A 14,661-nucleotide genomic window follows, 5' to 3' on the forward strand; every position below is an offset into this window, starting at 1 on the left:
ATTGCCGCCTCTGCCCTGAGCTTGCCGCTTGGATTTCCGCTCAGTTCAGGAGGACTGAGCGGGAAGAGAGTTAGATGTTGAGGATGGTCTGTGTAACCTGATCTGCGGTCTCAATGGTCTTGGCGTTGGATTGGTAGTTTCGCTGGGCGATAATCAACCCGACCAGCTCTTCTGAGATATCGACATTGGATTCTTCCAATGCGCCTGATTGGATGGCACCCAACGCGCCGGACTGTGGTGCACCTGGCAACGGCAATCCAGATTCAAAGGTCTCTGCCCACGCGGTATCACCTACCTGCTGAAGTCCTTGTTCATTTGTAAATCCCGCCAGGGCAACCTGTCCCACAACTTGTGCCTGTCCGTTGGAGAATCGCGCGAATATAAAACCTTCATCGTCAACATTTAGCCCAGTCAAACGACCCGTTGTAAACCCATCCTGATCTATCTGCGACACAGTAAAGGGGCTTCCGAACTGCGTCGTACCTGTTACTTCAATAACGAAGTTGGAACTTGTTGGTGGATCATTTTCGAATGGAGGCACATCCTGATTACGTGGGCGGAGAGCACCGTTGTAGTTGCCGTTCTCGTCCAGCGGAGTCCAGTTTGTAATCGGCAGATCCAAATCGCTGGTTGGCTGAAGTGTACCGTCGTTACCAAACTGCAAAGTGAAAACACGCTGAGTCGGCTGATCACTTCCAGACACTGGATTCCCGATATCTTCCCCGTCGATTTGTACATACATATCCCAGGTATTCGCACTGCCATCAGGATCAAGGGGATCTGTTCTCTGCTTAACAAAATACTGGGTCATCACGTGAGCAAAACCCAAGCTATCATAGATAGTGACTGAAGTGGCAGAGTTGTAGGTATCCGGATCATCCGGATTAAATGCAAAGCTGGAGTTGATTGCCAAACCGCCCCAAAAAGGATCCACCGCAGGGGGCGTTGTCGGATCACTTACGGTAACGCCGTCTTCTACAGTTAGATTGATCTCACCCGAAATTGTGTAGTAATCCGTATTGGCCATGACTACTGGAACAGGTGGTGGTGTCAAAGGTACCAAATCTCCATCGCCATCAACAGTCAATGGATTCAAGTTGCCAACAAACCCGTCAAGAATAATATCGTCCCCGTTGCTTGAGCGAATATCTATTGTGCTATTAGTCGTGTCTAAAGTTGCTGACAGTCCCGCTAAATTGGCATCATTGATGGCGTTCACAACTTGCTGCAGATGACTAGGAGTGGTCCCCCCAGGAGTGGCTAGCGTTACTGCAATGCTAGTGGGAATTGCGCCAGCACTGGACTTGACGGCAATGTTGTACACATCTCCGTCATTGGTCGTGAGCGTATCGAGTCTCAATGCGGTGTTTGCGGTTGCTGATACACCGTAATTGTTATTTTGCGATTCAGTATTGATAAACTGCGAAATTTGGCTCACCGGAGCATTGGTGAAAGTAGCAGGATCAAAGGTTATCGTATCCGTCGATACCACCGTTTGAATGGTCAGATCACCCGGCGTAGTGCCATTTACTCGCAAGTTAGGTGCCGTGGCCACTGCGCCATTAGAAATCGCCAGCGTTTGAGTACTCCCCGTCGTGGTAAAAACAGCATCCTCCGGTGGGGTTTCAGTCGCATCCAAATTTAGCTGAATAGACACTTCGGTGGTCTGGGACGGCTCTTGGCTTCCTGTACTAATCTGTAGATCTGCCAGCACACCGTCGACAATATTACCATCATCATCAGCTCGATATCCTTGCAGATTAAAACCTGAATTATTTACAACAAATCCATCCTTATCCAAAGAAAACATTCCAGACCGGCTAAAGCTCGGATCCCCACGATCACTCAGAATAAAGAACCCACCACCGTTAATCGCCAAATCCAGCGCATTATCGGTAAAGGAAATATTACCCTGGGTAAACTGCTGCTTAACGTCCGTCAAGCCCACACCACTACCCGGCGTATTACCTGTAGCACCCACAATGGTTGAAGCATAGACATCACCAAATTCCGCACGCGACCGTTTAAAGCCCGTGGTACTGGCGTTGGCAATGTTATTACCGGTTACCCGCAGATCCGTGTCTGCGGCGCGAATACCTGTTAAACCGATATCGAATGACATGCTTTAACCCTCTTTTCTTCGAAAGCTTACTCTAATTGGAGCCAACACCCGGCCTTAGCAGCCGCAGCATCAATCCCTAAATCTGTTACTGAAAAGTTCTTACCTCTGACAGCGGCATCGACCCCATGCCAGCCAGATTCAGAATCGTACCGGTACCATTGGTACCCAGCGTCACACTGTTCACATTGGCGCCCAACAACGTTGACAGTTGTTGTTGCTCGCCATCCAACCTTGCCATAGCGGTAAACTTATAGGTTCCGGACGGCAGAGGATTGCCGTCGTTATCGGTACCATCCCAGGCAAAGTCCACTTCGCCGCCGGTCTGGGAGCCCAGATTAACGCTGCGCACCAACGCGCCGGCGTCGTCATGAATCTGCAAGGTGACATCAGGACTACTCGACGGCAAATTCATCACCCCAGTCAACAACTCACCCTGGAACATATACGCCGTATCGGTCTCCACCTGCACCTTACGCCCCACCAGTGCGGTCGCCTCGAGCGCCTGACTCGACTGGAAGTTGGTGGCCATACCGCTCACGGTGGTATTGAGATTCTCAATCCCCTCCAACGAACTGAACTGCGCCAACTGCGCAATAAAGTCCCCATTTTCCTGCGGCTCCAGTGGGTTCTGGTTCTCCATCTGGGTCACCAGCAGCTTGAGGAATTCATTCCGCCCCAACTCTTTGTTGGTGCCTTGGCTGGCTTCTTCCTGACGATACTGACTCAGTACGTCAGTGCTTTGCGATGCGCTGACTTCCATGATTACTGTCCCAGTGTCAGCACGCGCTGCACCATTTGTTTAGCAGAGTTCATCACTTCCACATTGGCCTGGAAGGAACGCGAAGCGGAAATCATATTGGTCATCTCTTCAACCACGTTTACATTGGGGTAGTAAACGTAACCCTCTTCGTTGGCCTGAGGATGATGAGGTTCATAACGCGGCTGCAGCGGTGCGTCGCTTTCGACAATCCCCATTACCTGCACACCGGTATTGGCACCCGCGGTAGCAGCATCCTGATTCATATTCATGGCATCATTCACGACCGCGGCAAACACCGGGTGACGACCGCGATAAACCTGATCAATCGACGAACTGGCGGTTTGCGCATTGGCCAGGTTACTGGCAGTGGTGTTCAAGCGAACGCTCTGGGCGTTCATGCCGGAACCTGCGATATCAAATACGTTGCCGAGTGCCATAGTCGTGTCCTGCCTTTACCGGGTTAAGCCTTACTCACCGCGAATCGCGTTGGTCAGCCCTTTAAACTTGCTGTTGAGAAACGTGAAGGTTGCCTGGAAGGCCAGACTGTTTTCCATGTACTTGGCGTGTTCCACATGCTCTTCAACGGTGTTGCCATCGATCGAGGGCTGCGCCGGCACCCGGTACATCACATCGCCCTGCCCTTCTATCAGGCCCGTGCCACGATGGTGAGCCGCATGGGTAGCTTTCATAGCAATGCTGTCCGAGGCTTGAGACGCCTGCTCCAGTGCCGAGGCAAAGTCCATATCGCGGGCTTTGTAGTTGGGGGTATCCATATTAGCCAGGTTGTTCGCCAATACGGAGGCGCGCTGGCTGCGAAAACGCAGTGCATCGTCGTGAATGCCCAAAGCCCGGTCGAAGCTGATTGCCATGTCTAACCTCAGTCTCTCAAGAAAATTCTTACTGAAGGCTAAAAAGCAAAGCTTGTGCCAAACCTCAAAGAGATATGTAACTTATTGTTTTAGAAGGAATTAATAAGTTGCGAGCAAACCACTCAGCAGCGTATTGCACTCTGAGCGGCAAGCCCTTACCGGTATGGCGGCAACAACAGGATGAGACTCGCAACATCATTGTTGCCGCTGCGAGCCTAACTGAAGAAATATAAAAACGCAGAAGAGAATGAAAAGAAAAATCAACGAGCCCGATAAATAATGCCAGGATTGCAATGCACCATTTCAAACATGTCCGCAGCCATCGCCAGCCCCTCTGAAGAACCCAATACCAGCATACCACCTGGCTTAAGCGCTCCATGCAAGCGACGCAAGATGTCGGACTTAAGATCCCCGGAAAAATAAATCAGCACATTGCGACAGAAGATCACATCAAAGCGCCCAAGGGTTATATAAGGATCCAGCAAATTCATAGGCCGAAACTGCACCCGATCCCGAATCACCGGCTTTACCCGCCAGTTATCGCCGGGCAAGCGATCAAAAAATGCATCCAGTCGCTCTCGGGACAAGCCGCGCATGACTGACATCTTGTCGTATTCACCGGCGCGGGCCTGATCGAGCATGCTGGTGGAGAGGTCCGTTGCCACCACTTCCACCTGCCGGGGCAATACCCCCATATTGATGCGGCGATACTCCTCCACGCTCATACTGATGGAGTATGGCTCCTGCCCTGACGAGCAGGCGGCAGACCAGATCCGCAGCGGCCCCGAACCACTTTTTTGCAGCTCCGGCAGCAGCGTGTTTTTCAGGTGTTCATAGGGATAGGTATCACGAAACCAAAAGGTTTCGTTGGTGGTCATGGCATCAATAACCTTGTCTCGCAGCTTCGAATGGCGATTGCGGCGCATCTGCTCGACCAGGCTGGTAAGGCTGTCGAGGTTATTGTCTTCCAGGATTTTGCGGATTCTGGTGGAGACCAGATACTGCTTGTTTTCCGCCAGAAAGATTCCGCAAGCCTCCTGGAGGAACAGGCGGAAACTCTCGAATTCGTCGGGTGCAAGGGCCTTTTGCTGGCCCTGCAGACGACCGGGTGAGAGACCAGTCAAACTCATGTATTACTTCCTAATGTTGACGTCATGGGACAATTCTACAAAAGGGGCACCGTAACCGAGTGCCCTGTATCATCGCGAGCGCCAGTTATTCCTCATTGTCCAGCATGCTTTCGCCGGTCATCTCCAGCACCCGGTCGTTCACACGCTTGGCCAATTCATCAGGATTGAATTTCGCCAGGAAATCATCGGCGCCCACCTTCTTCACCATCGCTTCGTTAAACACACCACTGAGAGAGGTATGCAGGATGATGTGCAGGCCACTGAGTGCAGGATTATTGCGCACGCCCGCGGTAAAGGTATAACCGTCCATTTCCGGCATTTCGATATCCGAGATCACCAGAATCAATTCGGTGTAGGGGTCCTTGCCCTCCGCCACCATTTGCTCCAGATACTCGGTGGCTTCGCGACCGTCTTTTTTCAAGGTGGTCTTGATGCCCATGGATTCAACCACGCGCTGAATCTGTTTGCGGGCAATGGAGGAATCGTCGACGATCAGAATATGCTTTTGCACCACCCGCTCGGCGATGCCGTCTTCGATTACCCCTTCGCTGATCTCCTCGCTCATGGGCGAGACTTCAGCGAGAATTTTCTCTACGTCGATAATTTCCACCAGCTTGCCTTCCACTTCGGTGACGGCAGTCAGGTAGTTTTCACGACCGGCCCCACGGGGTGGCGGATGGATGTCCTCCCAGTTGAGGTTAACGATTCGCTCAACGCCTCTCACCAGAAAACCCTGGGTGGAGCGGTTGTATTCCGTGATGATGACAAAACAGTTCTGAATGTTGTCCAGTGGACCATGGCCGGTTGCCAGGTTCATATCCATAATGGACACCGTATTGCCACGGATGTGGGCCACCCCACGGACGACGGGATTGCGCTGAGGAATCTCATTGAGGGCCGGACACTGCAGCACCTCTTTCACCTTAAAGACGTTGATACCGTACAGCTGATCTGTGCCCAGCCGGAACAGCAGCAATTCCAGGCGGTTCTGGCCGACCAGCTGTGTACGCTGGTTGACATTGTCTAAAACACCAGCCATGCAATTTCCCCTTTTAATAAAGTTGGCACGCCACCTGCTTCTGCATTCAATACATGGTTAGAAGCCGACAAATTGCGTCGTTGCGCCAGGACCTGACGGTCATACCTCACAGTGTATCGATTTCCACACGGAAATCACTAACTGTTATAACGGCAGATGAAATTTGTCCTTTAGCGGCAAAGGTTTAGTGCCATATACCGGCAACAAACCACTATTTTGAACCAACGACAAACCCTAGTAGAGCATAGGCCAAGATGAAGGCAGTTACACGGGTCAGTACAGCGCTCATGCTGTGCGCCTACCTATTCAGTATAAGCCCTGCCGAAGCCCGTAACACTCAGGAGCTGCGAGTCATTGGCGATGGTGCCCGGGTGTTCTTGGAACAAAGCCTGAATCAGAGGGGCAATAATGACGAAATTGAGTTCAAGATACAGAGATTGGACCCGCGTTTGAAGCTGCCTCAATGTGCCAATCCTTTGACATATCAATTTCACGGACAGCACCCAAACGACGGTAATGTGACGGGATTACGCCAGGTGACGCTTAAGGCCACCTGCCCGGACGAGGCCGGATGGTCGATTTATGTACGTGCGCGACTGGAGCATTTTCGCCATGTCGCGGTCAGCAATCGCGATATCGCTCGCGGAGAGAGGCTGGCAATCGGCGACATCAGGCTGGAGCGGCGCAGCACCACTGGCCTCGGGGCCACTGTGATCAGCGAACTGGAGCCCATCGTGGGCATGCTGGCCAAGCGCAGCCTGCGTGCCAACAGCATTATCAGGCGCTCGGGTCTGATCCAACCCAGAGCCGTTCACAAGGGTGACCAGGTGGCTATCCGCGCCATCGATGGCGCCATAGCGGTCGTGAGCTCAGGCGTGGCCCTCGGCAGCGGCCGCATCGGCGAACAGATTCGTATTCAGAACTCGCGCTCGGACCGCATTATCAAAGCGCGAGTCACCGGCCCCGGCGAGGTGCAGGTAAATCTATAAAAGAGTAAAATTTTGGCTAAAGTAATGGTAACAACTGCCGACAACCCCTTTAAGGGTACCTTTGGTCAACAAAAACCCGGTAGTAAATAGCTCAATATGGGAATTGCAGCGATGGTAATTGATTCAAACACTGGCATTCATTCATCTGGCGGAAGCCCGCGTAACCGGATAGATTCCGGCACCACTGGCGCCAAATCCAACGCCGACAGCCCGGCCCCCAAGGCCGAAAAAGCCGATGTCTCATTAAGCACGGAGGCCCGTAACCTGAGCCGTCTGGAATCCAGCATTCAAGCCGCACCGGATGTGGACAGTGACAAGGTCGCCCGCATTCGTCAGGCCATTGAAGACGGCACCTTTGAGATCAATGCCGAGAGCATAGCCAACCGCATGCTCGAACAGGACGATTTGTTGGGTTAAACCTCAGCACGAACAATTTAGAAAGAAGTCGCCCCCAGAATCGCGCTGCAATTCCCAATCCCAGAGCCATTCACTAGCGACACACCCGATCCGTTGACCATCTGCAGCTCACTGCAGAGGAGGACCCATGCCCCAGATCCATTCACGCCAGCGTGTTACCGCCCCGCCACTCTCGAAACAGGCCATGGAAGAAATGCTCTCCAAGGACCTGCAGGCGGCGCAACAGCTCTTCAACATCCTTGAGTCGGAAGGCCAGGCTATACAGGAGCGCGACCAGACCCAGCTGCACGAGTTGATTGCCCGCAAACAGGGGTTGATCAAGCAGCTGGAGAACAGCGCCCAGCAAAAAACGGTTTGGCTGAAACTGCCCGTTGGCAGCTCAGAAGAAGAACAGCATCGGCGCTGGGATCAGCTGATGAAAAAAGCCAATGACCCCAAACTCTCGCAACTGTGGGAAGACTTTCAGCAGCGGCTGCAAGACTGCAAAGCGCAGAACGAGGTCAACGGCAAGGTGATCGCCCGGGGTCAGAACACCCTCAAGCAACTGCTGTCGATTCTGAGAGGACGACAGCAGGTAGAAGCGCCCAAGCTCTACAATCAGGCGGGCACCGCCTCCTCAGGCCCCCGCAGTCATACTGTCGTCAGGGCCTGACCCAACGCTTTATCCAAAAAGGGGTGCGCCCAGGAAAACGGCTGCAACAGTAGCAGGTCTTCGGGCCTGTCCACATCAGCGAGCTCTTCCAGCAGCTGATAGCGTACAGGTCGCCCCAAATCGCGCCCCGACTGCAAACGCTCCAGCGTCTGCAGCAACACCTTCTCTGTCCCCCAACTCACCCCTTTAAACAGGCCCGGTAAAGGCCGGCTGAGCCCCAGAGCCACATAACCACCGTCCCGGGCTGGCACCACCACCGCTTCCGCACCTCGCTCCAATACCGATTGCATCCGTTCGATCACAGACAGATCCAGCCAGGGGCAATCACTGCCAATCACAATGGCAAAGTCATGGCTTGCCAAAGATTGCTGCAGGGCATCGTGCATCCGCGCCCCCAAATCCGCCCCTTGTTGCTGGCAAATGGAGAAGCCCGGCCCCAACTCTTCAGCGTTGACCCCCAGCAGCTGTTCCAGCTCTTGATCCTGATCTGTCAGCGGGCCTCCTAGCCACAGCTCGTAATCCCACAGCAGCGGTTGATTCAATGCTTCAAAGACATGGGTAGCCATTGCACAGTGAAGCCGTAAACACTGCTCCTCACTGAGATGGGGGCGCATACGGGTTTTCACCTGACCCGGATGTGGCGGCTTGACAAACTGAAGCAAAGCGAGAGAAGACCTCATCGGTATTGCCTCGCCAGGGATTCCGGGCTGACGCCCAGAAAATATTGCAATCGCAGCCACCACATCAGCAATATCGTGCGTAGAGCCCCCCGCTGCTCCCATCGGCGACCGGAGGTCTCCAGAGGTGCCTTGACCACCCAGGGGCGAGTATAACGACGGGCGCGCTTGCTGAATTCCACGTCTTCCATCAATGGCATCTCGGCGTAGCCTCCCAGCGCTTTCCAAAGTGCTCGGCAGACAAAGATGGCCTGATCTCCGGTGGCGACCGATGTCAGCCGCGAGCGCCGATTCATAAACCAGGCAACCACTCGCAGCATCCACAGTCGCCCGGACAAATGCACCGTAAAAAAGCCCCACTGGCGCGATGGCGACGACGTATCGATAAGCGACTGCATCTGCTCACAGAAATCGTCAGGCAGGCGCGTGTCGGCATGCAGAAACAACAGCCACTTGCCCGTCGCGTGCCGGGCCCCGAGGTTCATCTGTGCTGCACGCCCCCTGGCACCGGTGACGATCTTATCCACCCAGGGTGTGGCCAGTTCCTTGGTGCGATCGGTACTGCCACCATCACTTAAAATCACCTCTCCGCCACCGCGACGAAAGGCCTGCAACGACCGCAGTGTGACCTCAATAACGGTTTCTTCGTTATAGGCGGGAATAACGATACTGAGCAAGGTCAACTGAGTGCACCACCGCAGCTGCTGCCCTGGCCGGCAGTACAACCATAGCAGTGTTCACCGACAACGATGCTGTCACCTTCCAGATCCACCTCCAGCAGGTCAGCGATATGAGTCCGAGCGGAATCTCTGGCAATGATCTGATCCCCCCGAGGATCAACCATGCCCCAGCCCAACATCTGGTTAAAGTCGCAGTCATACACATAGCCCTGCCAATCAACACTGATTAACTGATGGCACATGACCGACGCCAGATTGTCCTGGGAAAAGTTGTCTTTGAGCAGCTGCATATAGCTATCGAACTGCCCCTTGGAAATCAACATGCTGCCGAATCGGCTGATGGGCATATTGGTGATGGTCAGCAGTTGATTAAACTCAATGCCGTAGTCGTCCCGCAGGTGAGCCTTGTAATCCTGCTCCAACGGCCCTTGGGGTGGCGGCAGGAAGGCACCATTGGGGTTGTATACCAGGTCCAGAGATAGCCGGGGGTCTTTACCGTATCCAAGGCCATTCAATAGTTGCAGCGCCTCTATGGACTGTTGGTAAACTCCTTTACCCCTCTGCTCTGCCACGTTGGCTTCTTCGTAACAGGGCAAGGATGCCGTCACTTGCACCGCCTGCTCTGCCAAAAATTCAGCCAGATCCTCGTAACCCGGTTCCAACAAAATCGTCAGATTACAGCGGTCGATCACCTCCACGCCCAGTTTGCGCGCTTCAGTGACAAAGTAGCGAAAGTGCGGATTCATCTCCGGCGCACCGCCGGTGAGATCCAGTAAGTGGATATCGCGGGCGCGAATAAAGTCCAACAGCTGGTCGATCACTTCACGAGACATCAGCTCGGTGCGTCGCGGCCCCGCATTGACATGACAGTGGGTACAGCTGAGATTACAGAGATAACCCAGATTCACCTGGAGCGTGCTGAGTTTGCCGCGTTTCAGGGCGGGAAAATCACTATCGCGCAAGCGCGCGGTGGAATCGTGCATAACGGTAAAACAATCCTCAATCCGAAGGGGCCACTCTATGAGATTTTAAAGCGGCGGGAAAGTTCGATTGAGAAAATGGCGTCCCCGAGACGATTCGAACGTCCGACCTAGCGCTTAGGAGGCGCTTGCTCTATCCAGCTGAGCTACGGGGACAAGGGACCGGCATTCTAACATCTGCCGTCCAGGATTCAATGACTGTCGAAATCCAGCGAGTACTGTTGCATCACTTCTTCCGTATGCTCACCCAGCATCGGCGGCGGGCGGTCGTAGTTAACCGGTGTGCGAGACAATTTGATGGGGTTGCCCGGCAACTCCAATTCTGAATTCAGGGAGTGAGGCACATTGACCCGCATCTGGCGATGGCGGATCTGTGGATCATCAAACACATCGTCAATGGTATTGATTGGTCCGGCCGGCACGCCCGCCTGTTCGAACAGCGCCAGCCATTCGTCTCGGCTGCGCTCCAACAGACGATGCTGCAGCACTGGCACCAACTCACGACGGTTTTTTACCCTTGCAGCGTTGGTATGATAGCGCTCGTCATTGGCCAGCTCGGCCTCACCAATAACCTCACAAAAACGACGAAATTGGTCGTCGTTACCCACGGCGACAATGCAATGTCCATCATTGGTGGTAAAGCTCTGGTAAGGGACAATATTGGGATGAGCGTTGCCCAGCCTCCCGGGTACCATACCTCCAACCAGATAATTGGTGGCCTGGTTGGCCAGGGTCGCTGCGGTGACATCCAGCAATGCCAGATCCACATACTGACCCAGGCCGGACTTCTCCCGCTCCGCCAGTGCGGTCAGAATACCGATGGTGGCATAGAGACCGGTCATGATATCGGTCAGAGCCACTCCCACTTTTTGCGGTCCGGCGCCCGGCTCTCCATCCGCTTCGCCTGTAACGCTCATGAGTCCGCCCATGGCCTGCACAAGAAAATCATAGCCGGGCCGATGGCTGTATGGCCCCTCCTGCCCGAAACCGGTTATGGAACAGTAGATCAGACCGGGGTTGTCCTTGGCCAGACTGTCGTAGTCCAGACCATACTTGGCGGCGCCGCCTACCTTGAAGTTTTCCAGCACCACATCACACTCGCCGGCCAGTTGCCGCACAGCAGCCTGACCTTCGGCAGTGGTGATGTCCAGACATACGGATCGTTTACCGCGGTTGGCAGCCATAAAGTAGGCCGATTCGCTGCTGTCACTGCCATCTTCCGCAGGCATAAACGGAGGCCCCCAGGAACGGGTGTCGTCCCCCTTTCCCGGTCGTTCCACCTTGATCACATCCGCGCCAAAGTCCGCCAGCAGCTGACCGGCCCAGGGGCCAGCCAATACTCGGGACAGATCCAGAACCTTAAGGTGAGACAGGGCCTGAGTCATTTTAAAAGGCCGCGATATCGGTCTGGGTACGGCCAAGAATCAGACCGTGAATGTCGTGGGTACCTTCATAGGTATTAACCACTTCCAGGTTGACCATATGGCGCATAATCGGGAACTCATCAGAGATACCATTGCCACCCAACATGTCACGGGAAGTACGGGCGATTTCCAGGGACTTGCCGCACGAGTTACGCTTGATCAGAGAAATCAGCTCAGGCGCGATCTGACCGGCGTCCATCAGCTGGCCGGCGCGGAAACAGCCCTGCAGCGCGAGACTGATTTCGGTTTGCATTTCGGCCAGTTTCATTTGCACCAGCTGGGTAGCAGCCAGTGGACGACCAAACTGTTGGCGGTCCATGGTGTAATTACGAGCCGTGTGCCAGCAGGCCTCAGCGGCACCCAGGGCACCCCAGGCAATACCAAAGCGAGCGTTGTTCAGGCAGCCGAAAGGACCTTTGAGACCCTGAACATTGGGCAGCAGCTGGTCTTCGCTGACAAACACCTCGTCCATCACGATTTCGCCGGTAATGGAGGAACGCAGAGCCAGCTTGCCTTCAATCTTGGGCGCGCTCAGACCTTCCATACCCTTTTCCAGAATAAAGCCGCGAATCACGTCGTCATCTGTCTTGGCCCAGACCACAAACACATCAGCAATGGGGCTGTTGGTGATCCACATTTTGGCACCACTGATCTTGTAGCCGCCGTCAACGCTGCGAGCGCGGGTGACCATTCCACCGGGATCAGAACCGTGGTTGGGCTCCGTCAGACCAAAGCAGCCGATCCACTCACCGGTGGCGAGCTTAGGCAGGTATTTTTCGCGCTGGGCTTCAGTGCCATAGGCGTAGATGGGGTACATCACGAGCGAAGACTGCACGCTCATCATGGAGCGGTAGCCGGAGTCCACACGTTCCACTTCACGGGCGATCAAGCCGTAGCTGATGTAGTCGACACCGGGGCAACCGTAACCCTCAATGGTGGCGCCCAGAAGACCCATCTCACCCATTTCACGGAAGATGGCGGCATCCGTCTCTTCCTTTTGAAAGGCTTCGCGAACGCGAGGCTGCAGCTTATCCTGAGCATATTGGTAGGCGCTGTCGCGCACCAGACGCTGCTCCTCTGTCAGCTGCTGATCGAGCAGGAAAGGATCCTGCCAATTGAGTTTGCCCCAGCTCTTGCCCTTCACTGCTTGATCTCCCATAGCGTTCACCTGTCGTTCGTTTATGTTTGAGTTAATGCGTAAAAGAGTATCAACGCTCCACGAATAAATAAAATATATATTAATTATGATTTTCATATATTATTGATATACAAAATAAATGCGGACCTATTGATTCGATGGACCTTCGTAAACTTCAAATCTTCTGTCGTGTCGCGGAGCTGGGCAGCGTCAGCCGCGCCGCAGAGAGCCTGCACATGGCACAACCCGCCGTCAGCATCGCTGTCAAGAAGCTGGAAGAGGAGCTGGACACAGTGCTGCTGCAGCGCTCCAAACGTCAGGTCACCCCCACCCGGGAGGGACTGGAGTTACTGCAACGAGCCAGCGCCATACTGCAACAGGTGGAGGCCCTGCAAAGCGATTTGCAGGCCCGCAAACAGCTGCTGCAGGGCGAAATCACCATCGCCTGCCCTTCTATGGTGGCCACCTATTTTTTGCCTCAGCTGCTTGGTGACTTTCTGACTCAACACAGCGGATTAACAGCCTCCATTACGCAGACTGGCACCCGTCGCATCGAAGAACTGCTGCTGAACCAGGAGCTGGAGCTAGGTGTGGTCACTCGCCGCGAGGGAGAACCCCTGGACAGCCACCCGGATCTGGAATTGATCGCCCTGGTTGCGGACGAAATCCAGGTTTGCGTGGGAACAGAACACCCCTATCGGGAACGGCAGCAAATCGACGTTTCAGAGCTGAATGATGTGCCCATGGTGCTGTACGAAAAGGACTACTTTATTCGCCAGAGCTTCGACCAGCTTTGCCGGCAGGCCGAGATCCAACCGGACATCCGCATGCAAACCAACTTCTTGCCCCTGATCGTGCGCATGGTCAGGCAGCATCTGGGGATTACCGTGGGCCTGAGCATGATGGCCAGAGAGGAGACCGATATCCAGGGCATTCCTTTGCAGCCGGCTCGTCATATCCAACTGGCGGTGGCACGACGCCGTGATCAGGTTATCTCCCGCGCCAATCAGGCTTTTATGGACTGGCTGGTAGAGCGGCAGGCATAATGGCGCCTTTTTTGGACGCGCCATGAATCTTCTGCTGCTCGAACCCGAGCATCTGACCAGCTCCCAGACCGCCCGCGTTACCGGCCGCAGGCTGGAACATCTGCTCAAAGTTCACCGCGCCCAGGTCGGTGACTCGCTACGTATCGGCCTGCTCAATGGCGACATGGGCGCGGGCACCATTACCCGTCTCGACTCAGAAGTCGCTGAGATCCGCTTTGAACTGAATCAGACGCCGCCCAAATCTCTGCCACTGACATTGGTTGTGGGCCTCCCCCGCCCACAGATGCTCAAACGAATTCTGCAGACCATTGCCACCATGGGCGTTAAACACTTGATCTTTGTCCATAGTCAACGGGTGGAGAAAAGCTTCTGGCAGACACCTCAATTGCAGCCCCAGACGATCCATGAACAATTGATTCTGGGCCTGGAACAGGGCGTCGATACTTGTTTACCGCAGATCGAATTGGTACAGCGCTTTAAACCCTTTGTGGAAGATCGATTGCCTGAGCTGGCAAAAAACAAACGTGCGTTGGTGGCACACCCCCGCCGTGCGCTGGCCTGTCCGCCTGCAAGTGAAGAAGAGACCGTGCTTCTGATCGGACCGGAAGGCGGATTTATTGATTACGAAATTGACTGCCTAGAACAGGCGGGATGCCAAACCATCCACCTGGGAGAGCGAATTTTACGAGTGGAAACGGCCGTACCGGTTCTGCTGGCCAAGCTGTTTTCATAGAAGTT

General features: G+C 54.3%; 16 protein-coding genes and 1 tRNA gene. 5 read left to right on the forward strand and 12 right to left on the reverse strand.

All coding sequences use genetic code 11. The features are described from left to right. Positions 1 to 70 precede the first annotated feature (70 nt). The 6 genes from HBA55_RS26855 to HBA55_RS26880 form a co-directional block, all read right to left on the reverse strand. Positions 71 to 2,122, reverse strand: a complete 2,052-nt coding sequence (locus HBA55_RS26855) for a flagellar hook-basal body complex protein (RefSeq protein ID WP_166997852.1) — start codon at positions 2,120 to 2,122, stop codon at positions 71 to 73. Between the two features lie 85 nt (positions 2,123 to 2,207). Further along, complete coding sequence (locus HBA55_RS26860; protein WP_166997854.1) at positions 2,208 to 2,882, reverse strand: flagellar hook assembly protein FlgD; 675 nt, start codon at positions 2,880 to 2,882, stop codon at positions 2,208 to 2,210. A gap of 2 nt (positions 2,883 to 2,884) precedes the next feature. After that, positions 2,885 to 3,319: a flagellar basal body rod protein FlgC gene (gene flgC, locus HBA55_RS26865; RefSeq protein WP_166997856.1), complete on the reverse strand. Its 435-nt coding sequence runs from the start codon at positions 3,317 to 3,319 to the stop codon at positions 2,885 to 2,887. Positions 3,320 to 3,349: 30 nt separating this feature from the next. Continuing rightward, the gene (flgB, locus tag HBA55_RS26870; protein WP_166997858.1) at positions 3,350 to 3,751 is read right to left on the reverse strand and encodes a flagellar basal body rod protein FlgB; all 402 of its coding nucleotides are present in this window, start codon (positions 3,749 to 3,751) and stop codon (positions 3,350 to 3,352) included. Positions 3,752 to 4,011: 260 nt separating this feature from the next. Further along, on the reverse strand, positions 4,012 to 4,881 hold the full coding sequence (locus tag HBA55_RS26875; RefSeq protein ID WP_166997860.1) for a CheR family methyltransferase: 870 nt from the start codon (positions 4,879 to 4,881) through the stop codon (positions 4,012 to 4,014). 85 nt (positions 4,882 to 4,966) lie between these two features. Beyond that, entirely contained in the window at positions 4,967 to 5,920 is a 954-nt protein-coding gene (locus HBA55_RS26880; RefSeq protein ID WP_166997862.1) for a chemotaxis protein CheV, read from the reverse strand. 254 nt (positions 5,921 to 6,174) lie between these two features. Between HBA55_RS26880 and flgA the strand changes: the two genes are divergently transcribed. From flgA to HBA55_RS26895, 3 genes are all read left to right on the forward strand, one after another. Continuing rightward, positions 6,175 to 6,909 (forward strand): flagellar basal body P-ring formation chaperone FlgA, encoded by a 735-nt coding sequence (gene flgA, locus HBA55_RS26885; protein ID WP_166997864.1) that lies wholly within the window; start codon positions 6,175 to 6,177, stop codon positions 6,907 to 6,909. Positions 6,910 to 7,020: 111 nt separating this feature from the next. Continuing rightward, complete coding sequence (gene flgM / locus HBA55_RS26890) at positions 7,021 to 7,326, forward strand: flagellar biosynthesis anti-sigma factor FlgM (protein ID WP_240946314.1); 306 nt, start codon at positions 7,021 to 7,023, stop codon at positions 7,324 to 7,326. Between the two features lie 127 nt (positions 7,327 to 7,453). After that, positions 7,454 to 7,978 (forward strand): flagella synthesis protein FlgN, encoded by a 525-nt coding sequence (locus tag HBA55_RS26895; RefSeq protein ID WP_166997868.1) that lies wholly within the window; start codon positions 7,454 to 7,456, stop codon positions 7,976 to 7,978. Here HBA55_RS26895 and HBA55_RS26900 read toward each other — a convergent pair. From HBA55_RS26900 to HBA55_RS26925, 6 genes are all read right to left on the reverse strand, one after another. Next, the gene (locus HBA55_RS26900) at positions 7,957 to 8,658 is read right to left on the reverse strand and encodes a TIGR04282 family arsenosugar biosynthesis glycosyltransferase (RefSeq protein WP_166997870.1); all 702 of its coding nucleotides are present in this window, start codon (positions 8,656 to 8,658) and stop codon (positions 7,957 to 7,959) included. The two genes, HBA55_RS26895 and HBA55_RS26900, sit on opposite strands and share 22 nt — an antisense overlap. Next, positions 8,655 to 9,338, reverse strand: coding sequence for a TIGR04283 family arsenosugar biosynthesis glycosyltransferase (locus HBA55_RS26905; protein ID WP_166997872.1), 684 nt, complete (start codon positions 9,336 to 9,338; stop codon positions 8,655 to 8,657). Before HBA55_RS26905 ends, HBA55_RS26900 begins: the two co-directional genes overlap by 4 nt. After that, positions 9,335 to 10,318, reverse strand: coding sequence for an arsenosugar biosynthesis radical SAM (seleno)protein ArsS (gene arsS, locus HBA55_RS26910; RefSeq protein WP_166997874.1), 984 nt, complete (start codon positions 10,316 to 10,318; stop codon positions 9,335 to 9,337). The genes HBA55_RS26905 and arsS overlap by 4 nt, the downstream gene beginning before the upstream one ends. A gap of 76 nt (positions 10,319 to 10,394) precedes the next feature. Next, a tRNA-Arg gene (locus HBA55_RS26915) sits at positions 10,395 to 10,471 on the reverse strand. Between the two features lie 35 nt (positions 10,472 to 10,506). After that, positions 10,507 to 11,700, reverse strand: coding sequence for a CaiB/BaiF CoA transferase family protein (locus HBA55_RS26920; protein WP_166997877.1), 1,194 nt, complete (start codon positions 11,698 to 11,700; stop codon positions 10,507 to 10,509). A 1-nt stretch (position 11,701) separates the two neighbouring features. Further along, entirely contained in the window at positions 11,702 to 12,898 is a 1,197-nt protein-coding gene (locus HBA55_RS26925; RefSeq protein WP_166997879.1) for an acyl-CoA dehydrogenase, read from the reverse strand. Positions 12,899 to 13,035: 137 nt separating this feature from the next. Here HBA55_RS26925 and HBA55_RS26930 point away from each other — a divergent pair, with 137 nt between their 5' ends. Both HBA55_RS26930 and HBA55_RS26935 read left to right on the forward strand, forming a co-directional pair. After that, complete coding sequence (locus HBA55_RS26930; RefSeq protein ID WP_166997881.1) at positions 13,036 to 13,923, forward strand: LysR family transcriptional regulator; 888 nt, start codon at positions 13,036 to 13,038, stop codon at positions 13,921 to 13,923. A 22-nt stretch (positions 13,924 to 13,945) separates the two neighbouring features. Next, entirely contained in the window at positions 13,946 to 14,656 is a 711-nt protein-coding gene (locus HBA55_RS26935) for a 16S rRNA (uracil(1498)-N(3))-methyltransferase (RefSeq protein ID WP_166997882.1), read from the forward strand. The last annotated feature ends 5 nt before the right edge of the window (positions 14,657 to 14,661 follow it).

Origin of the sequence: Pseudomaricurvus alkylphenolicus (genome assembly GCF_011683955.1) — a bacterium.
Lineage (GTDB): Bacteria > Pseudomonadota > Gammaproteobacteria > Pseudomonadales > Cellvibrionaceae > Pseudomaricurvus > Pseudomaricurvus alkylphenolicus.